The 19234-nt window shown below is 70.5% G+C and carries 17 protein-coding genes and 1 pseudogene; 11 read left to right on the top strand and 7 right to left on the bottom strand.

Annotated features, from left to right (window positions below; genetic code table 11):
- The first annotated feature begins 8 nt into the window (after positions 1 to 8).
- The 4 genes from FHX81_RS11325 (at position 9) to FHX81_RS11340 (ending at position 5785) form a co-directional block, all read left to right on the top strand.
- The gene (locus FHX81_RS11325) at positions 9 to 2456 is read left to right on the top strand and encodes a DUF2156 domain-containing protein (RefSeq protein WP_141977652.1); all 2448 of its coding nucleotides are present in this window, start codon (positions 9 to 11) and stop codon (positions 2454 to 2456) included.
- Positions 2457 to 2694: 238 nt separating this feature from the next.
- A complete protein-coding gene (locus FHX81_RS11330; RefSeq protein ID WP_211363464.1) occupies positions 2695 to 3897 on the top strand; it encodes a heparan-alpha-glucosaminide N-acetyltransferase domain-containing protein in 1203 nt (400 codons plus the stop codon).
- Between the two features lie 125 nt (positions 3898 to 4022).
- A complete protein-coding gene (locus FHX81_RS11335) occupies positions 4023 to 4682 on the top strand; it encodes a response regulator (RefSeq protein WP_141977654.1) in 660 nt (219 codons plus the stop codon).
- Positions 4679 to 5785, top strand: coding sequence for a sensor histidine kinase (locus tag FHX81_RS11340; RefSeq protein WP_246107759.1), 1107 nt, complete (start codon positions 4679 to 4681; stop codon positions 5783 to 5785). The genes FHX81_RS11335 and FHX81_RS11340 overlap by 4 nt, the downstream gene beginning before the upstream one ends.
- A 616-nt stretch (positions 5786 to 6401) precedes the next feature.
- Here the strand turns inward: FHX81_RS11340 and FHX81_RS11345 are convergent.
- Entirely contained in the window at positions 6402 to 8252 is a 1851-nt protein-coding gene (locus tag FHX81_RS11345) for an ABC transporter ATP-binding protein (protein WP_246107760.1), read from the bottom strand.
- A 46-nt stretch (positions 8253 to 8298) separates the two neighbouring features.
- Here FHX81_RS11345 and FHX81_RS11350 point away from each other — a divergent pair, with 46 nt between their 5' ends.
- From FHX81_RS11350 to FHX81_RS11360, 3 genes are all read left to right on the top strand, one after another.
- Positions 8299 to 9699 (top strand): cation:proton antiporter, encoded by a 1401-nt coding sequence (locus tag FHX81_RS11350; protein ID WP_246107761.1) that lies wholly within the window; start codon positions 8299 to 8301, stop codon positions 9697 to 9699.
- 820 nt (positions 9700 to 10519) lie between these two features.
- Positions 10520 to 11677, top strand: coding sequence for an oxygenase MpaB family protein (locus FHX81_RS11355; RefSeq protein WP_246107762.1), 1158 nt, complete (start codon positions 10520 to 10522; stop codon positions 11675 to 11677).
- Between the two features lie 106 nt (positions 11678 to 11783).
- Positions 11784 to 12725 carry a Leg1-related protein gene (locus FHX81_RS11360; protein ID WP_141977658.1) on the top strand — a complete coding sequence of 314 codons (942 nt, stop codon included), beginning with the start codon at positions 11784 to 11786 and terminating at the stop codon, positions 12723 to 12725.
- Positions 12726 to 13016: 291 nt separating this feature from the next.
- Here the strand turns inward: FHX81_RS11360 and FHX81_RS11365 are convergent.
- Both FHX81_RS11365 and FHX81_RS11370 read right to left on the bottom strand, forming a co-directional pair.
- Positions 13017 to 13166, bottom strand: a pseudogene (locus FHX81_RS11365) (IS5/IS1182 family transposase); the annotation flags it as partial.
- Positions 13167 to 13175: 9 nt separating this feature from the next.
- Positions 13176 to 14420 carry a PP2C family protein-serine/threonine phosphatase gene (locus FHX81_RS11370; RefSeq protein WP_141977660.1) on the bottom strand — a complete coding sequence of 415 codons (1245 nt, stop codon included), beginning with the start codon at positions 14418 to 14420 and terminating at the stop codon, positions 13176 to 13178.
- Positions 14421 to 14661: 241 nt separating this feature from the next.
- Between FHX81_RS11370 and FHX81_RS11375 the strand changes: the two genes are divergently transcribed.
- Positions 14662 to 15504 carry a class I SAM-dependent methyltransferase gene (locus tag FHX81_RS11375; protein ID WP_141977662.1) on the top strand — a complete coding sequence of 281 codons (843 nt, stop codon included), beginning with the start codon at positions 14662 to 14664 and terminating at the stop codon, positions 15502 to 15504.
- 116 nt (positions 15505 to 15620) lie between these two features.
- On the opposite strand, the gene FHX81_RS11380 is transcribed toward FHX81_RS11375, so the two are convergent.
- A complete protein-coding gene (locus tag FHX81_RS11380; protein WP_141977664.1) occupies positions 15621 to 15830 on the bottom strand; it encodes a 3-hydroxyacyl-CoA dehydrogenase family protein in 210 nt (69 codons plus the stop codon).
- 360 nt (positions 15831 to 16190) lie between these two features.
- A complete protein-coding gene (locus FHX81_RS11385; RefSeq protein WP_246107763.1) occupies positions 16191 to 16364 on the bottom strand; it encodes an integrase in 174 nt (57 codons plus the stop codon).
- A 6-nt stretch (positions 16365 to 16370) separates the two neighbouring features.
- On the opposite strand from FHX81_RS11385, the gene FHX81_RS11390 reads away from it, so the two are divergent.
- Together FHX81_RS11390 and FHX81_RS11395 are read left to right on the top strand one after the other, a co-directional pair.
- A complete protein-coding gene (locus FHX81_RS11390; protein WP_141977666.1) occupies positions 16371 to 17042 on the top strand; it encodes a hypothetical protein in 672 nt (223 codons plus the stop codon).
- Positions 17043 to 17063: 21 nt separating this feature from the next.
- A complete protein-coding gene (locus tag FHX81_RS11395; RefSeq protein ID WP_141977668.1) occupies positions 17064 to 17297 on the top strand; it encodes a hypothetical protein in 234 nt (77 codons plus the stop codon).
- A gap of 133 nt (positions 17298 to 17430) precedes the next feature.
- Here the strand turns inward: FHX81_RS11395 and FHX81_RS11400 are convergent, their stop codons facing one another.
- Entirely contained in the window at positions 17431 to 17880 is a 450-nt protein-coding gene (locus tag FHX81_RS11400) for a cellulose binding domain-containing protein (protein WP_141977670.1), read from the bottom strand.
- A 179-nt stretch (positions 17881 to 18059) separates the two neighbouring features.
- Positions 18060 to 18470, bottom strand: coding sequence for a nuclear transport factor 2 family protein (locus tag FHX81_RS40455; RefSeq protein WP_170232015.1), 411 nt, complete (start codon positions 18468 to 18470; stop codon positions 18060 to 18062).
- A 51-nt stretch (positions 18471 to 18521) separates the two neighbouring features.
- On the opposite strand from FHX81_RS40455, the gene FHX81_RS40460 reads away from it, so the two are divergent.
- Positions 18522 to 19004 (top strand): MarR family winged helix-turn-helix transcriptional regulator, encoded by a 483-nt coding sequence (locus FHX81_RS40460; RefSeq protein WP_170232016.1) that lies wholly within the window; start codon positions 18522 to 18524, stop codon positions 19002 to 19004.
- Positions 19005 to 19234 lie beyond the last annotated feature (230 nt).

A 19234-nucleotide genomic window follows, 5' to 3' on the forward strand; every position in this document is an offset into this window, starting at 1 on the left:
CGGGAGACATGAGCGCGCAACGGGACCGGATCGCGAGGCTGATCGGCACGTTGTTCCGGACCGCCCCGCTGACGTGCGCCTTCCTCATCTCGTTCTGGACCACCGGTGCGCTGACCGGTGCGCTGGGTGGCCGGAACGACGCCCTGCTCGATCGCGTCGGCTTCGGCACCGACAGCCCGTTGTGGACGGCGTTCTCCTCTGTGCTGTGGGCCATGGATCTCACGGGGTACGTGGCGACGACCGCGTTGCTGCTCGTCTTCGGCACGCTGGCCGAGCGCGAGTTCGGTGCCCTGCGCACCGCGGGGCTCTTCCTCACCTCCCACGTGCTCGGGGTGTTCCTCGGACGGGGGGTGGTGCTGCTGGGCAGCAACCTCGGCTGGTCCTGGCCGGAGTCGCTCACGGGCGAGGTCGCGGCCGGGCCGTCGATCGCAGGGGTGGGACTCGTGCTGGCGTTGTCGTTCCGGATGCCGGTGTCGTGGCGGCGCCGGGTCCGGCTCATGACGGCCCTGTCGCTGCTGGTGCTCGCGTTGTACTCGGGATGGCTGGAAGACCTGCTGCGGCTCACCGGTGGCGCGACGGGCCTGCTCATCGGCGCGTTCTTCCTTCGTCGCGACGAAGGCCGCGAGCCCGGCACCCTGGCGGAGAGGCGGGTCCTCGTCGGTGTGCTGGTGGCGGCGTCGGCGCTCGGGCCGGTGGTGGCGGTGCTGTCGCCGTTTCCGAACGGCCCGCTGTCGTGGTTCTCCGACGTGGTCGCCGTCGCCCAGCCGGCGCAGTCGGACGTGGACCTCGCGTGCGCCTCGGGCGCGGCTGAGCAATGCCGCACGATGCTGGTCCAACTGTCCTACGGGCGGTTTCCGGCGCTGGTGATGTCGTTGCTGCCGGCGTTGTTGCTGCTGGTGCTCGCCGAAGGGTTGCGGCGCGGGCGGCGGTTCGCGTGGTGGTCGGCGCTGGGCGCCACGGCGGCGTATGCGGCGACCACCGGGTGGTACGTCGCGCAGGCCGCGCGGCTTCCGGAGGTCGGTGGTCTTGAGACCGGTTTCTCCTACGGTGTGCCGATCCTGGCATCGCTCTCGATCACTCTGGTACTGCTGTTGACGCGCGGGAACTTCACTGTGCGGCTTCCCCGGCACGCGATCCGGAGGTTCTGGCGGTTCACCGCGGGCAGCATCGGTGTGCTGTCCGCGTTGTACGTGTTCGGCGGCTATCTGGTACGGGACCGGTTCGCCCCGCGACCGGGTTTCCTCCAACTGCTCGCGGACCTGCCGACGCGGTTCCTGCCGCCGGGTTACCTCGGTCTGGTGCCGCTGCGCTTCCAGGCGGACGGGGTGGTCGGCACGCTGTTGTTCGAGTACACCGGCGTGGTGTTCTGGCTGATCGTGCTGGCGGGTCTGCTGGTGGCTTCCTGGCGGGCGTGGCCGTCGTCGTCGGAGAACCAAGCGGCCCACGCGCGCGAACTGGTGCGGCGTTACGGCGGATCTTCGTTGTCGCACATGACGACGTGGCGCGGCAACCGGTACTGGTTCTCCCCGGACGGTGAGACGGTGATCGCGTACCGGGTGGTCGCCACGATCGCGCTCACCGTCGGCGACCCGATCGGGCCCGCCAGGATCGACGCCGTGCGCGGGTTCGCCGAGTTCTGCGAGGAGAACGGCTGGACCCCGTGCCTGTACAGCATCAGCGCCGAGACGCGCGACGAGGTCGCCCCGCTCGGCTGGCCGGCGGTGCAGGTCGCCGAGGACACCGTGATCGACCTCGACGCGCTCGCCTTCACCGGCAAGAAGTGGCAGGACGTGCGCACCGCCCTGAACAAGGCCGCCAAGCAGCGCATCACCGCCGAGTGGTGCACCTACGCCGACGCGCCCTTCGCGATCACCGACCAGATCCGGTCCATCTCGGCGGAGTGGGTGACGGACAAGGGTCTGCCCGAGATGGGCTTCACGCTCGGCGGCCTCGACGAGCTGACCGGAGACGGCGTGCGTTGCCTGCTCGCCGTGGATGCCGACCGCACCGTGCACGGCGTCACGAGCTGGCTGCCGGTGTACTCCGAAGGCGAGGTCGTGGGCTACACGCTCGACTTCATGCGCCGCCGTGCCAACGGTTTCCGCGGCACGATGGAGTTCCTGATCGCCTCGGCGGCGCTGCAGCTGAAGGCCGGGGGAGTCCGGTTCCTCAGCCTGTCCGGTGCACCGCTCGCCCGGCTGGACCGGGGTGAACGACCTCGCCTGCTCCAGCGAGTGCTGGACGTCACCGGACGGGTCCTGGAACCGATCTACGGGTTCCGCTCGTTGTTCGCGTTCAAGGCCAAGTTCCAGCCGACCTACCGACCCCTGTACATGGTCTACCCGGACGCCGCCGCGCTGCCTCGCATCGCCAACGCGGTCAGCCGCGCTTATCTGCCCGGCGTCACTCTGCGCCAAGGCCTCCGCCTCGCCGCCAGGATGATCCGGCGCTCCTGACCGACCGCGACGGACCGGACCCGACCAGCCGGGGAGGTCCGGCCAGGTGGCGGGATCAACACCCCGACCTGACGGATGGCCCGGTTACCGAGCGCACCGACACAGTTACCGCATGACACGGATGCCACCACCGCGGGACACCTCGGCTGCGCCGGAGACATCGCCTTCCCCGTCCCGAACGCCGGCAGAGTCCGCCGCGCCGGCCGAGCCCCGCCCTTCGACGGGGCGCTTGATCGGGGTGGACCTGGCCCGCGCGCTGGCCGTGTTCGGCATGTACGTCGTACACCTCGGCCCCTCGACGAGCAACGCGAGCGGCATCGGCGCCTGGGTGCGGCACCTGGCGGAGGGGCGTTCGTCCGCCCTGTTCGCCACGCTCGCCGGGTTCTCGCTGATGCTGATCGCCGGCCGCCTGGAGCCGAAGACCGGTGTGGCCGGACGGCAGGCGAAGGCCCGGATCGCGATCCGGGCCGTGATCCTGCTCGTCCTGGGCACCGTGATGATCACGTTCTACGGGGATGTGGTGATCCTCGCCTCGTACGGGCTCTTCTTCCTGCTGGCCCTGCCACTGGTGCGACTGGGCGCCACGACGCTCGCGATCATCGCGGCCGCGATCGCCGTCGTCGGGCCGGTGCTGGCCTTCGGCCTCAAGTCCCTGGTCACCGAGCCGGTCAAGGCTGCCATCAAGGCCTACGACCCACTCGCTCAACTCGGCGGCGCGGGACTGCTGGACCTCCTGCTCACGGGCTTCTACCCCGCGATGCCCTGGATGGCGTTCATCATCGCCGGCATGGCTCTGGGCCGGCTGGACGTGTCCTCCGGCGCCGTGCGGCGGCGGCTGGCCGTGTTCGGTCCCGCCCTCGCCCTGTTCGCCCACGGTGCCTCCTGGCTGCTCGCCCAGCTGATCGGCAGCGTCCGGGAAGCCTCGGAGATGCAGGGCGCAAGGGGCCCCGGCAGCTCGGGTATGAGCAAGGGGCTGAAGGGCCCCGGCGCCATGGGCGACCCCAGCGCCGCCGGTGACATGATGCCGCCCGACACCACCGGATCGGCCTGGTCGTTGCTGACCTCGGGACCGCACAGCGGCATGCCGTTCGACATCATCGGCTGTGTCGGAGTCGCGATCACCGTCATCGTGCTCGCGACGACGGCGATCGACCGCCTGCCGCTGCTGCAGCGCCTGGCCGCACCGGTCATCGCCGTGGGCACGATGTCCCTGACCGCCTACGTCGGCCACTTCGTGCTGTCATCGCAGATGTCCGGGACCTTCGGTGCATCCGGGGCCGGCGTGACCGCCGGGCCCGAGTCCCAGGCGTCCTGGACGCCGGTGCTCGTGTTCATCCTCGGCGCCATGGCGTTCGCCTGGACCTGGTCTCGCTTCTTCCGCAAGGGACCGCTCGAGCACCTGCTCGACCTCGCGACCAAGCCGGCGAAGCACATCCGCTGAGCACCGGCCGACCGGCTGGTCGCGACCTGCCGGTCGGCCGGACCCGACCCACTGGCTTCCGGATGGCGGTCCCACGCCGCTCCCAGCGAGAATGCACGCATGCAGGATCCGGAAAGGGGTGGGACATGATCCGGGTGGTCGTCGTGGACGACGAAGAGCTCGTGCGCACCGGCTTCCGCCTCATCCTCCAGGCGGCCGGGGACATAGAGGTCGTCGCGACGCCCACCGGTGCGCAGGCGGTGCGCGAGATCAGCCTGCTCAAGCCCGACCTCGTGCTGCTGGACATCCGGATGCCGGACGTGGATGGCCTGACCATCCTGCGTCAGCTGCAAGGTCTCACGCCGCCGCCGGTCGTCGCGATGCTGACGACGTTCGACTCCGACGAGTACATCGCCATGGCGCTGCGGTCGGGCGCAGCCGGGTTCATCCTCAAGGACACCGGACCCGAACAGCTCGCCCAGATGGTGCGCACGCTGGTCAGCGGCGGGGTGGTGCTCTCCCCCAAGGTCACCCGCACGGTCGTGGACGGCTATCTCGGTTCCGGCGCGGGCTCGCAGGCCTCCGAGCAGGTCGGCCGGCTGACCGAACGCGAACGCGTGGTGCTCGTGCTCATCGCCGAGGGACTGTCGAACACCGACATCGGCGCTCGGATCCACGTCAGTGTCGGCACGGTGAAGGACCATGTCAGCGCCATCCTCACCAAGCTGCGCGTCGGCAGCAGGGTGCAGGCCGCTCTCGTGGCGCAACGCGCCGGGCTGCTCGACGCGGGCGGGGATTCCCGGTGAGCTCCCGCCCGCTGGTCCGCGTCGCCGTACTGGCGCTCGCGGTGGCCGAGGGCGTGCTGACGTTGATCAGCGAGGAGGACCCGTACGGTGCGGTCCCGATCGCGATCGCGGTGCTTGCCTTGGTGGTGCTCGAGCGCCGGCCCGTGCCGGCGTTCCTGGCGACGTTGCCCGCGGTGTTGTACCCCGGCGCGATCGTCCCGGCGATCATCGCTCTCTACGTGGTCTCCAGCCGCTACCGCGACTGGTGGATCATCGCCGGCTGCGGGCTGCTGGCCGCGGCCGGCTTCGTTTTCCCGACGACGGAGTTCGCTCCATCGATCTGGGACTCCTACACGTTGCTCGGCGTCATCTACTTCACGATGACCGCGCTCGCTCCGATCCTGCTCGGCCAGTTCCTGCGCTCCCGGCGCGAGCTGGCGCTGCGGCTGGAGGAGGTGAAGGAGGCCAGGGAGCACGAGCGCCGGCTCGACGCCGAGGCGGTCCTGGCCAAGGAACGCAACCAGCTCGCCCGCGAGATGCACGACGTCGTCTCCCACCAGGTGAGCCTCATCGCCGTGCAGGCGACAGCGCTCCAGGTCAGCACCGCAGACCCCGACGCCAGGCAGGCTGCCGGGAACCTGCGGCAGCTGTCGGTGAACACGCTCGACGAACTCCGGCACATGGTCAACCTGCTGCGCGCCTCCGGCACACCCTCGACCGAGCTCACCCCGCAACCCACGCTGACCGACCTCGAACGCCTCATCGCAGGCAGCGCGATCGACGCCAGGCTGGTCGGCGACGTGCCCGACGGACTCGAACCACCCGTGCAACGGGCCATCTACCGCACCATCCAGGAAGCGCTCACCAACGTGCGCAAGCACGCCCCCGGGGCAAGCGCCACCATCGAGATCAGCCACGACGACACCGACCTCACCGTCACCGTCACCAACACCCGGCCCACCCGGCCCACCCTCGCCCTGCCCAGCGCCCGGCACGGACTCGTCGGACTGCAGGAACGAGCCGCGCTCCTCGGCGGGAAGCTCCACACCGGTCCCCTGCCCGACGGCGGCTTCCAGCTACGACTGCGGCTGCCGGTCACGGCCATCGGCATGGCGCGCGGCTGACCGCGACCGGAGGGGACCGGTCGTGCGCGAGTGCTGCCCGTGTCCCACGACCGGCGGTGGCACAGCGGATCGAACTCGGCCGGACCAACGACGTCCCCGCCAAGGCCGGTCGCAGTGCCTGGGAGATCGTGCGGTCCGAGGTCTTCGCCGGAACCAACGCGGTGCTCGCGGCGATCGTGTTCTCCACCGGCTACTGGCTGGACGACTCACTGGCCGGTTCGGATCGTGGCCAACAGCACTTGGACCGCTCATGTGGGACCCCGCGACCACAACCGCGCGATCGCAGCGCTGAACGCGCTGCCGGAGCTGGTCATGTGCCCTGTCGGGCAGCGCGGTCGACCCGCGTACGTCCCAGCAGCTGGGGCGGCTGCTCGACGATCGCGGGTGGACGACCGGTGGATTCGTCGAGCCCAGCGCACCGGCCGGGGTGTGAAGGCTCGGCTCAGCTCGTCAGGAGCAGGGTCGGGCCGCAGGCGGTCAACCGGGACGAGCCGCGCTTCCCGGTGCCCGACGGCGGCTCCAGCTACGACTGCGGCCGCCGATCACGGCGGTCGGCACAGCACACGGACCACCACAGGCTCGGAGTGCGCCGGATCGACGCACTCCGAGCATCCGCTCATCGGACGTGTTCGCCGGTGAGCAGCTGAGTGGCGGCGAACTCGGCGTACAAGGGATCGTTCAGGACGAGCTCGTCGTGAGTGCCGGTGGCCCGCACGGTTCCGTCGTCCAGCACCACGATCCGGTCCGCTTGCATCACCGTCGACAGCCGGTGCGCCACCACCAGCACCGTCATCGTCTTCGCCGCGGTCGTGACCACGTCCCTGATCGCCATCTCGTTCGCGGCGTCCAACTGTGACGTGATCTCGTCGAGCAGCATCAACCGCGGACGGCTGAGCAGGGCACGGGCGAGCGCGACACGTTGCCGCTCACCACCGGACAGGAAGGTGCCGCGGTGCCCGACCGGGGTGTCCAATCCGTCGGGCAGCCGCTCGACGAGCGAGTCCAGCCGGGTCTGCGCCACCACGTCGCGGATCTCCTCGTCAGTCGCGTCCGGGCGGCCGTAGACGAGGTTCTCGCGCAACGATCCCGAGAGCAGGGGCGCGTCCTGTTCGACGTACCCGATGCGCGCTCGCAGGGCTGCCAGGTCCCAGTCCGCCAGATCCCGGCCGTCCAGCTGGATGCGGCCGGAATCCGGCTCGTGGAACCGCTCGACCAGTGCGAACAGGGTGGACTTGCCCGCACCGGACGGGCCGACGAAGGCGGTCATGCCCGACGCGGGGATGTCGACGCTCACGCCGCGCAGGACCTCAGGCCGGTCCGGGGCGTAGCGGAACCGGACGTCGGCGAAGCTCAGGCGAGTTCCGCCCTCGTCCGAGACCTCGTTGCCGCCGTCGCCGAGCGGTTCGGTCTGCATCTGGTCGACGTCGCTGAGCCTGCGCACCGCGGCGAGCCCGATCTGCAGCCTGCTGCCGGCGTGCAGCAACTGCCCGATCGGCTCGTGCAGGTAGAACAGGAACAGGAGGAAGGCGACCAGAGTGGACAGTGAGATCGCGCCGGTCGCGACCCGCGCACCGCCCATGGCGAGCACGGCGAGGAACGACGCCTGGACCGCGAGGCTGTTGGAGCCGTGCACCAGCGATTCCCACCGCGCTGAACGGACACCGGCACGCCACCCGTTCTCCGCACCGCGCTCGATCGCGGCGATCTCCCTCGTCTCGGCGCCCGCTGCCTTCACGGTGCGGAAGGCGCCGAGCACGCGCTCCAGCCGCGCTCCGGTCTCACCGACAGCGCTTTGAGCGGCGTGGGACGCCTTCTCGATCATCGGCATGCCGGCCAGGGCGAGCAGGCCCACCACCAGCAGCACGGCCAGGGTGATGCCCAGCAGGACCAGGTCCATCACGCCCATCATCACTACCATCACCACGGTCGTCACCGAGCCGGTGACCAGTGCGACGAGAGCGTGGGTGCACACCTCGCGCAGCAAGGTCGTGTCGCTGGTGAAGCGGGACAGCAGGTCTCCTGGCTCGGTGCGTTGCACCGCGGGCACGCGCAGCGAGAGCAGTCGCCGGACCAGCCGTTTCCTGGCGACGAGCACGACCGACTCGGCGGCGCGTTCCAGCAGGTAGTCGCCGACCATGGCGACCATGGCACCCGCCAGTGCCAGACCGACCAGCAACACCAGCAGACCGGTGATCCCGGCACCCGAGCCCAGCCGGTCCACCAGCGCCTTGGCCGCCAGGGGCTGCGCGGCGGCGGCAAGCCCGCCGAGCAGGACGAGCGCGCCTCCGAAGAGGATGGTGGGTCGCTGCGGTCTGGCGTACCCCAGAAGCGTTCGCCAGGTCGCGCGGTCGATCGGGGTGCGCACGGTAGAACAACTCCGTCTTCTCTGTTCGTGACCGGGAATGCGATCCGGGCAGGCGAAACGCCGCCGCGGACCGGCTCCACGATTGTCAGTCGAACCGCACACCGCACGGCACCGGCGAACCGGCTGGATCCTCCAGCCACGTGACCCGGTGACACCCGCCGCCTGGGGGATGGCGGAACACTGTGGACGCGACACGACACTCCGCGGCCGGCGGCTTGTCCACAATGGCCTCTGGGGAGAGTACTCTCCCTCTCCGTCACGCCGCCTCACGAAGCACGATCACATGAACTCGCTGCTCCTCATGATCGCGATCGCCATCGCGGTCCGCTCCTTCGCCGCGTCCCGGCTCGACCGGTGGAACCTCGGCGCACCGGTCGTCATCGTCGCGGCGGGCGTCGTCATCGGCCTGGTCAACGAACAGTCGATCACGATCGCGCTGAACACCCAGGCGATGTTGTACGTGGCCGAGATCGTGCTCGCCGTGCTGCTGTTCGTGGACGCCACCGAGGTGCGCGGCGGACGGCTGTGGGGCAGCTCGCCGGGGCTTGCGGCCAGGGTGCTGCTCATCGCGATGCCTCTCAGCCTCGTCGCGGCGATGCTGCTCGGCTGGTGGTTGTTCCCCAGCCTGCCCTGGCCGGTGCTCCTGCTGCTCGCCGGCGTGGTCGTGCCCATCGACTTCGCCCCAGCCGAACGGGTCGTGCGCGACCGCGGCCTGTCGTCACGGGTGCGCACCGTGCTCAACGTCGAGAGCGGTTACAACGACGGCATCATCTCGCCCCTCTTCCTGTTCGCGTTGATCCTGGCGGGCGACCACACCCAGGAACGCACACCGCTCTCCGCGCTGGCCACCGTGCTGCCGTTCGCGCTCAAGGCCCTCATCGCCGGTCTGGTGCTCGGTACGGCACTCGCACTGCTGCTGACCGCCGCACACCGCGCGGGATGGCTCACCGAACAATCCGGACGCATCGTCGTGCTGCTGGTGCCGCTGCTGACCTACACGGCCACGGTCGCCATCGACGGCAACGGGTTCGTGGCGTCCTTCGTCTGCGGCATCGTGTTCCGCTACGTCCACCGGCGAGCCAAGGCACACCGGATCCGCCACTCCCCGCAGGGGCGGAACCTGCTGCGGGGCGGAAAGCTGCACGACGACTTCCGGCTGCTGGAGGACTTCACCACCCTGCTGACCATGACGCTGTGGTTCGTCGTCGGCATCACCGCCGTGGTGGCGTTCTCGGACGGGCTGCCGTGGCAGGTCGCGCTCTTCAGCATCGCGGCGCTCACCGTCGTCCGGGTGCTTCCCGTGGCCCTCTCCCTCGCCGGATCGGAGCTTTCCCAGCGGGAACGTCTGCAGGTCGGGGTGCTCGGGCCACGCGGCACAACGTCGATCGTCTTCGGCCTGCTCGCCTTCAACCGGCTCCCCGAAGGACCCTCCGCCGACACCATCCTGCTCGTCACCGTCACCGTGGTCTTCGGCAGCGTGGTGCTGCACGGCATCGGCGCCGGCCCCACCGTCAAATGGCTGGCACCCGCGAAACCGGCTCGTCGCTGACCTCCTACCTGAGCACGTGACGGGAACCTGCGTGGCAGGCCTCGCTCACAGGCGGCTCACGGCGCGGTCGAGGCCTGGTCGTGCCCGTCGACGGGCAGCAGCAGACGGGCAGCTCCGAGCCGTGCAGGACCGTGCCGACGTGGTGGTCGGCCAGGCGCCGGGATGCGACGTCCGCGTCGCGCGGCTTGTCGTGGTCCAGGGGGTCTCGGGGTGGAGCGTGGTGCGCAGCAGCGAGTCGTAGTAGACGCTGTGGTCCCGGACCAGCCGTTCCAGCCGGGCCAACGCCGTGCCTGCCGACAACTCCGTCCATGCAGGTTGAAACCGTGCGTAGCGTGAGGGGCCGAGGTGCTCGTGAGTGGCCTGTCCCGGTGTGTCCAACGCGTTCGCGTTGCTGCGGCTGCTGCCCATGAGCGCGCTTCATCGACTCCGGCTGCTGGTGCGGCCGTGACGATTCTGCGGTGGCACCGGAACCGACGCGCCGGGGCACGGACCCCACCGGTCAGCCGGCACCGGCGTCATCGCCACGACCGCCTTCTCGGCCACCTTCTGGTCCTGGGTTCGAGGCCGCTCTCCCCGGTGGATCGCCGTCACCACTTCCGACCGAAGGACCGCGGCCACCCGTCGGTGTCGTCGAGCAGAACCCGAGCCGACATGCGAGCATCGTTCACTTTGAACGCCACCCCCCTCGAACGAGGTCCGTTTTCTGCGGTTGACACACGGGGAGTAGCGCCTTGACGGAATCAGTCACCGGATCGTGTTCTGGCGTGCCGGGTGCACGAGGAGTGAGCTTGTGATAACCCCGAGGTGATTGGTGGTCACGGTGGTCGATGCAGCCGCTTTCGAGGCACTGAAGTTCCAGGGCGACCCGCTCGCCGACGCGGTCGTGGCAGACCTGGTCGCCACCGGCCGGGTCGGCGTGGTCAACGAGGTGCTGGCGCACTTCCGCGCCAACGACCAGCCCATCCCCGAGCTGCTGCCCGACTCGGTGCGGGAGTTCCTGGTCGCGACCGACGACCCACCGGCGTGGGTGGACCAGGACCGGGTGGCGCGGGCCTACGAGTTCTTCGTCGACGACGGCGTGCACGTCGCCTCCGTGCTGACGTTCGGCGCGATGGTCAACTGCTACGCCCACGCCCGCGCGTCCCGGGTGCTCACCTTGACCCACGGGTTGAACCAGCCTCACCGACGGCTGTCGGAGACCTCGCAGTTCGTCATGGACATGATGGGCCGTGACGCGTTCGGCTCGGGCGGGTCGTTCGTGCCCACCATCCAGAAGACGCGCCTCATCCACGCCGCCGTGCGCCACTTCCTCATCTCGTCGGGCAAGTGGGACGTCGCGGTGGACGGCGTGCCGGTGTGCCAGCAGGACATGGTGGGAGCCCTTTTCATCTTCTCCGTCCAGGTGATCGAGGGCATGCGCCGCATGGGCATCTCGGTCACCGAACAGGAGGCGGAGGACTACTACTACGTGTGGCGCGCCGCGGGCGCCATGCTCGGAATCCCCGCCGATGCCGTCCCGGAGTCCATCCAGGACGCTCGCGAGCTCAGCGCCGCGATGGTCGAGTCCGTCTACGGGCCGTCGTCCGAGGGCGTGGCGCTCACCCGGCACCTGCTCGACCTCTACGAGAAGCTCTTCCCCGGCAAGCTCTTCGACGGCATCGTCGCCGCCATGATCCGCCAGGTCGTCAACCCCGAGGTCGCCGACTGGATGGAGGTGCCGAAGTCCCGCGGCTGGAACGGCGTCGTGCGCGCCGGCACCCGCCTGGTCCGGGCACTGGAACGCGCCGAGGACAACAGCACCCTGGCCACCACCATCCTCGACCGCGCCGGCACCATCCTGCTCGGCGGCAGCGTCCGCAACCTCACCAACGGCCAGTCCACCACCCTCACCATCCCCAGCGACCTGCGTGAGCGGTGGGAAGCCGAAGGCCGGTCCCCCGCCTCCACCACGGCGGAACCGACCGCCACACAACGCTGACCGGCAAACCCGTCACGCATCGCACGGCCGCGGACCAGGCGGACCCCGGTCACTCCGGCAGGTCTGATCGGACTCGGTCGCCGACTCACCGCGGAGGATCCCGGTCATGGCACACCCGGACGAGTTGACCGCCCTCGACCTGCACTCGGTCTGGACGACGGCGGATGACCTGCGGGAGGCGTTCGACCCGTTCTCCTTCGAGCAGCGGATGGCCGCCTACCGGCTGATGATCGAGAACACCAACGCGACGACCAGGTTCGGCGCCGACAACCGGCACAACCCGTTGTGGGGGTTGATGTTCCAACACCAGTGGCAGTTCCGCACCGGCCGGCTCGGCGCCACCACCCTGCGGGACGGGCGGATCGACCCGGACTCGCCCTGGGGTTACGGCAACTACACGCTCAACGTCATCCCGTGGCTGGCGGCAGTGGACGCCGGGGTGGCGCCGCACCTGCGCATCGCCGACCCGCCGACCCGTTCCCGGTTCCGGTACGTGGTCGGCGGCGTCGTGCCGGAGGAACTCGTCGCGGCCGTGGCCGACTGGCGCGCCTACTTCGCCCTGCTGGGCGCGAGCGGGCCGGCGGACCTGGAACCGGCGCGCCTGGCGCTGTGGAAGGCGCACAAGACGTGCCTGGACGTGGTGGTCGGCGTGCTCGGCGCGGTCGACACCACCCCCTGGCCCGAGCTGGAGGTCACGTTCCTGCGCGGCTGGTGCCGGATGGTCGACTACCTGTGGGCGGCGGCCTGGCCCACCGACTTCGCCTTCATGACCGCCCACGGCCTCGACGTGCTGCCCGAAACGCTGCTCGCCACGCCCGGGGACCTGGACGCGCTGCCGGCCAAGGCCCGCGGCAACGTCGTCAACGTCCTGCGCCTCGCGACCACCCCGAAGTGGCGCTACGACCTCAACCTGCTGCTGTGGAGGCGGATCATGCGCACCCGCGAAGCCCGCGACCAGGTGCTACCCCTGCTCGACGCGGTCTTCAACCCACGGCCGGACAACACCGCCGAGCGCCGCAAGCTGCTCCGCTACCTCCTGCGCCCCTGACCGGGGACCGGCCTGAACGGTACCCGCCCGTGCGTACTCGCGGTCATCGAACACGCCGGCGCCGGATCCGGGTGCTCGGCGCCACCGAGCACACGACCACCTCCCGGATCCCCAAGCCGCCGGAAACCTCGCCATGGACCTTGAAGACACGGGCTGCACAGCACGGTTCCTGATCCGCAACCGCGACGGCAGATTCCGCCCTGTTCGACGACACCCCCGCTGACGCCGGCATCCAAGTCGTCCTCAGCGGAGTCCTTCCCCCACGCATGAACGCGATCATCGAACGCATGAGGGCTTTTGGTCGGCGACGCGGTCGATCGGAACCAGGGTGCCATCGAGGATCGCGTAGGCCAGGCGGGAGGCCCGCTCACCGGCGGCGTGGAGGTCGTCGGCCAGGACGGCGAGCAGGTCCACCGCTTCACGGACGCAGCGCCAGGCGGTGCAGTTCCTTCAGCTCATCGGCCCCCGGCGGTGGGCCAAGTGGATCGAATCGGAGGCGGTGTCGATGTCCGCGCCGTTGTCGGCCCTGCGGTGGGTGCGGTCGGTGCCGTGCCAGTCCAGGCACAGCACGGTGGCGTCGTCGTGGAGCCGGTCGCGGCAGGCGTGCCGCACCGCCCTGGTCACCGCCCGCACCACCTCCCGGGGGTGCAGGCGGTCGGTGTCGCGGACCAGCGCGTGCAGGTCGACACCGGCGGCGTCGCGTTCGAACATGCCGTCGGTGAGCAGCACCAGCCGGTCACCGGGGCGCAGTTCCAGCCGCTGTACCCGGTACGGGTACGGGGCGACGCCGAAGAGCGGGTCGACCTCCAGCCCGACGGGGTCCACCACGCCGTCGCGCAGCAGCAGCGGCGCCGGGTGGCCGGCGTTGACCAGCTCCACTCCCGCACCGGCGAGGTCCACGCGCAGCAACTGCCCGGTCGCCAGCGAGCCGCGACCGTGCTCCAGCAGCGCCTGGTTGGCCCGCCGCGCCTGCTCGGCCAGGTCGTACCCGGCCCGCCGCGCCCCGCGCAGCGCCCCGACCAGCAGGGTCGCGGTCAGCGCCGAGGCCACGTCGTGCCCGGTGGCGTCGGTGATCGACAGGTGCAGGGTGTCGTGGTCCAGCGCGTAGTCGTAGGTGTCGCCTCCGATGTCGTCGGCGGGCACCAGGGCACCCGCGACGGTGAACTGGGCGGCCTCGCAGCAGGACGCCGAGGGCAGCAGCTGGTGTTGGATCTCCGCGGCCAGGCTCACCGCGGTGGTGCGCCGACTGGAGTGGTAGAGGTCGGTGAACCGACGGTCGGTGACGATGACGTAGGCCAGCGTGTGGGAGGCCTCCGACAGCTGCGCAAGCACCTCGTCGTCGAGGGCAGGCACGGTCAGCTCCAGCACGCCCACGCAGTCACCGCGGTTGGTCACCGGCAGCACGACCCGCACCTGGCCACTGTCCCGCTCCTGCCACGGCCGCTGGGTGCGCAGCACCTCCTCGTAGGCGCTGTCCCTCAGCTCGACGCGCTCCACGGCGCGCCCACCCGAGTCAGCCGCAGTCGAGGTCACCCGCACCAACTGCCCGCCCACGAGGTCCACCAGCAGGAACGACACGTCGAAGGCTTCGAACCTCTTCGCCAGGTCGCGCGCGACGACCTCGACCGACTCCACGGGCGGTGCGCTCTCCGCCGCAGCCAGCACATCACCCGGTCCTGCCACGCCACGGTCCACGGCAACCTCCCCATCACCGGGAGACCTACCCAATCACCCCACGAACATCACCCCCGCCGTTCGAACGCGACAAGACCACCGACGAGCCACCCCACTTCCCTACGTCCTACGCCGCATACCCGAACCCACCAGCGACAGGGCCCGACCACCCGAACCCAGTACCTGGGGCTCGTGGAGCACGTCGCACAGCCCCTGGGTGAGCGCGGGTCGGAATGGCCGGGGCGGCGGTAGCGTCTGGCGGATGACCGTGCGGGTGGATCCGACCAACTCCGACCAGCTCACCGCGTGGGACGGCGACCAGGGCGCCTTCTGGGCCGACCACGCCGACCGCTTCGACGAAGGTGCCGCCCGGTACCACGAACGGCTGCTCGACGCCGCCCGGGTGGGCCCCGCCGACCGCGTCCTGGACATCGGCTGTGGCACCGGCAAGTCCACGCGCGAGTCCGCCCGACGCGCCGCCCACGCCCTGGGCGTGGACCTGTCGTCCAGGATGATCGAAGAGGCACGGCGGCGGGCCGAGCTCGACGGGATCACCAACATCGCATTCGAGCAGACCGACGCCCAGGTGCACCCGTTCCCCAAGGCCGCCTTCGACCTCGTGATCAGCCGCCACGGGGTAATGTTCTTCGGCGACCCGGACAAGGCCTTCGCCAACATCGCGACCGCCCTGCGACCCGGTGGCCGGATGGCGCTGCTGACGTGGCAACCGCTGGCGCGCAACGAGTTCGCGTCCACGTTCCGCACGCTGGTCGCCGCCGGCGAGCCCGTACCCGAGCCGCCGCCCACAGGGGCGCACCCGTTCTCGCTCAGCGACCCCGACCGGGTGCGCGCGCTGCTGACCGGCGCCGGCATGACGGACGTCGAGCTGCACGCCGTCAGCGAACCGGTGTGGCTCGGCCACGACGTGGAGGACGCGTTGGCGTTCATGACCGCCCGGCAGGCCTCTCAGCTGGCCGAACTCGACCAGGACACGCGCGCACGGGTCGTCCGGGCCGCACGGCAGGACATCGCCCGGCACCTGGACGAGCACGGCGTGCGTTACGCGTCCGCCGCGTGGATCGTGCAGGCCGTCAAACAGCCCTAGCCAGTGCCGCGTCGCGAACCCGCCCACCTCCGGCCCCCCTGAACCCCACTCCGACACCGGTGGACGGGGGTCGCCGAGAAACCGGGCATGGGCTACCGCTTCGTGCCCTGACCCGCTCAGAGCCGCCAGGTGTGGAACCCCCGGCCCGACTTCTTGCCCAGCCGACCGGACTCGACCATCTCCGGGGGGCACGGGGTGTGGGCCGGGTCGTCCAGCAGCTCGCGCAGCACCAGCAGGGTGTCCCGGGTGGTGTCCAGGCCGATCAGGTCGGTGGTGCGCAGGGGGCCGTCCGGGTCGTTGGCTGGTTGGTTCTGCTCGTCGGTCATCGGCGGCCGAGGATGTGGAGTTGCCGGGCCGGACCGGGTGCGCGACGGCCTGCGGCTCCAGGCGCCGCTCGGACCGGCGCCCGCCGACCCGGGCGGGGTGCCGGACCGGGTGGGCTGGACCGCCTGTGCGGGCCGGGCACCGTGCTGGCGTCGTGCACGTCGGCCATCCCGGTCGACGTGCCGGCGGCCGTCACCACCCGACCGGACCGCGTGCGAAGGAGCTCCAGCGTCTGCGGGTACCGCCCGCTCCCAGCGTGACACCGACACCTCCTGACGACGGTTCCGGTCACCCTCGAGCGGGTCTACGTGTTCTTCGTGATCGGGCGGGCGTTGCGCGGCCGGCCCGAACAGGGCGGCGAATCAGAACCGATCGGCGGGCTCCCAGCGGGCCCGACCCGCCGATTGCCGACGAAGGACCGCGCTCTCGTGCCGCAGCACAAGCAGTTCGGCGTCCTTCATCGTCTCGCTGCCCAGCATCACCACCGGCACGGGCAGCAGATTCCGGGTCACCTCGAACAGCAAGGACACGATCACCCGGACATGCTCTCGACACGCTGGCACTCGCTCTACCAGCGACATCCGTTTCGAGCGGTACGGGGTTGTGGTGGCGCCGACGTGCGGCACCCGACTCGGCGAAGTGCCAACTGGGCGAATGCCTGCCGGAGCGTCGACCGATACGCTGGAAGAGCACCGCCACCGTTCACCCGACCAGGGGAGCTTTCATTGGCGCGCTTGCGTTTTCTCGCTCATGCCACCGGTGCCGTGGTGCTGGCGGCCGTCTTGTCCGCCGCAGTGCTGACCGGTACTGCCAGTGCGTGCAGCTGTCTGCCCTATGACACCGAACCACAGCGCTACGCACGGGCCGATCACGTGTTCAGCGGCTACGTGTCCGCGTCCACCGTCCTGGAGCGCGGCAAGCCCGACTACGTCTGGGACGACCTGCGCGCGTACACCGTGCAGGTCGACCAGGAGTACAAGGGCGACGTGCCGGCGACCGTGACCGTGACGACCCACTACGCCGGATCGATGTGCGGGCTCTCGCTCTACGTGGGCGAGTCGTACCTGGTGTTCGCGTTCGGCGACTCCACCGGCGGCGAGGTGTCGTCCCACTACTGCTCCGGCACCCGCCCGGCACACGCCGGCCCGCCCGTGACGACCACGGCGGTGGCCGCCCCAGCCGCAGCACCCGCCTGCACCGCCGCCGCTGCCTGACCACCCCCGGACCGGACGTGGGTGGCCGCCACCACCCACCAAGGCATGTGGACCGGCTCACCCGGCCGCCTCCGCGTGCTGATCGGCGGCGAGACCGTCGCCGATCAGAGCAACTACCAGTACGCGCCCACCGGCATCACCAACTCCGCCGGGTACGACTCCGCCACCCTCGTGCCCGGGCAGCCGGTCGAGATCAGCGTCGAACCGGAAGCAGCGCACGGCGGCTGGTTGGTGATGCTGGTGCAGGAGGACTGACCGCACCCACCTCGACCATCCACGTGACCGCAACTCTGCGGGGTTCGAGTACTCCGCACTGGAGGCGCGCCGGGCCGAGTCCTCGAGTCAACCGGTGCGGCTGCCTACGCGGATGGCGACACGGGTGTCACGGTCAGGCGGTGCAGAGGACGCCGTTGAGGGCGACGTTGGAGATCTTGACGGCGGGCCAGTCGGGGTTGATCCCGTCGAACTCGAAGCGGACGGAACCGCCGGGCGGCAGGTAGTCGTTCCAGTCGAAGGGGGTGAAGCTGATGGAGCCCCAGTCGTTGGAGTACCTGCCGTGGCCGGAGAAGGACTCGATGGTGACGCCGGGGCGCAGGTTGAACCCGACGTGCCAGGGGCGGAGCCCGGTCGAGCCGGTGTTGGTCACCTCCAGCGTGGCCGAGAAGCGGCGCGGGGGAATGGCCAGGACGTTGTCGACCGTGGCTTCGAAGCCGCAGCGGATCTCCGCTGCGGAGACCCCGCCGCCCGGGGCCGGTGCGGCGGCGGCTGGGGTGGTGGTCAGGGCGATCACGCCGGCCACGGTCGACAGGACGGCGGATAACGTGCGCTTGAACTCCATGGTGACTCTCCTTCCGGACGAACGACAGGAGGGCTTGTCGACGAGTTGCGGGGTTGGATTCGTGTTGGTGGTGGAAGAACCGGGCCCGTGACGGTTCTTGATCGACTCGGTGTGCCGGGTGGATGGCTCGGTGCATGGGGCGGAGGCCTGAGGACGACGTCCCGGCGGCGGCGCGAGGTTCACGGCCGGGCGTCGAACGGTTCGTAGCAGTCGAAGGTCTCGATGGACGTGATCAGGCCGTCGGCGGTCTCGACGAACTGCGCGATGTGCGCGACGAGCTCGTCGCCGCGGCGGAACGGGCCCGCGTCACGTGCGACCACCCCGCTCCAGGTCAGGCGCAGGATCGCGGTGTCGCCGACCGCGACGGCCGAGCGCACGTCGTACTCCTGCCGGGCCAGCAGTCCGGCACCCACCTCCGAAGCGGCGAGCATCTGGTCCAGGGTGGCGCGGGCGCCTGCGGGCTTGAGGCGGTTCGGGTGCTCGGTGGTCGAGGCCGACGGGGCGAAGTGGTGCCGGAGGTCTTCACCCCGGTGCCCGGCCTCGAGCGCCCGGAGCAGGGCGGTCGCCACGGCGATCGGATCACGAGCCATAACCACAACCCTAGTTGTACAACCGTGGTTGTCAATCGCATACTGGACCTCGTGGCCACACTCGACCCGGCGGGCATCGACATCGCCACCCTCGCCTGGCTGGCGGGCAGCGCCGCCAACAGGGCGATCCTCGCGGAGCTGCACCGGGCCGGCCACACCGGCGTGCGCAACTCCCACGGGTACGTCATCCAACACCTGATCCACGGGGCACCCACGGTCTCCGAACTCGCGGACCTCCTCGACGTCACCCAGCAGGCGGCCTCGAAGCACCTGCTCGAACTGGAGCGTCTCGACTACGTCGCGAGGGTGCCGGATCCCGGTGACAGCCGGGTGCGACGTGCCCGGCTCACCGACCGGGGTCGGCGGCTCGTCGACGACAGCCGCCGGGTACGACGGCAGCTGGACGACCGGCTGACGAAGCTGGCGGGCGACGACGCGGCCGACTCGGCCCGGCGGGTCCTGGTCCGCCTGCTCGACGCGACAGGGGAAACCGCGAGCGTGACCGCGCGCCGCGCCGTCCCGCCGAGCGAGTAGGCGAGCACGCTTGGAGACCTCATCCGGTACGCCGCGCCCGGTATGGCGCCCGACGCGACCGGGTGGGCCACCGTAGAGGGTGCTTTGAGTGCCCCGTCCGCACATCAACGTCACGACAGGACGCCGAGTTGGCCGCGCAGGTCGTCGCGATCCACGACGAGTCGCGGGGCACCTATGGCGCACCCCGGCTGCACGCCGACCGCGGCTGTCGATACACCTCCGCGCGGCTC

This window comes from Saccharothrix saharensis, from assembly GCF_006716745.1.
In the GTDB taxonomy this organism is placed as follows: domain Bacteria; phylum Actinomycetota; class Actinomycetes; order Mycobacteriales; family Pseudonocardiaceae; genus Actinosynnema; species Actinosynnema saharense.

What these genes read in the sequence shown, in the direction of transcription:
- FHX81_RS11325 (WP_141977652.1), top strand. Translation starts at nt 9, where the DNA reads ATGAGCGCGCAACGGGACCGGATCGCGAGGCTGATCGGCACGTTGTTC.
- FHX81_RS11335 (WP_141977654.1), top strand. Translation starts at nt 4,023, where the DNA reads ATGATCCGGGTGGTCGTCGTGGACGACGAAGAGCTCGTGCGCACCGGC.
- FHX81_RS11360 (WP_141977658.1), top strand. Translation starts at nt 11,784, where the DNA reads ATGGCACACCCGGACGAGTTGACCGCCCTCGACCTGCACTCGGTCTGG.
- FHX81_RS11375 (WP_141977662.1), top strand. Translation starts at nt 14,662, where the DNA reads ATGACCGTGCGGGTGGATCCGACCAACTCCGACCAGCTCACCGCGTGG.
- FHX81_RS11380 (WP_141977664.1), bottom strand. Translation starts at nt 15,830, where the DNA reads ATGACCGACGAGCAGAACCAACCAGCCAACGACCCGGACGGCCCCCTG.
- FHX81_RS11390 (WP_141977666.1), top strand. Translation starts at nt 16,371, where the DNA reads ATGCTCTCGACACGCTGGCACTCGCTCTACCAGCGACATCCGTTTCGA.
- FHX81_RS11400 (WP_141977670.1), bottom strand. Translation starts at nt 17,880, where the DNA reads ATGGAGTTCAAGCGCACGTTATCCGCCGTCCTGTCGACCGTGGCCGGC.
- FHX81_RS40455 (WP_170232015.1), bottom strand. Translation starts at nt 18,470, where the DNA reads ATGGCTCGTGATCCGATCGCCGTGGCGACCGCCCTGCTCCGGGCGCTC.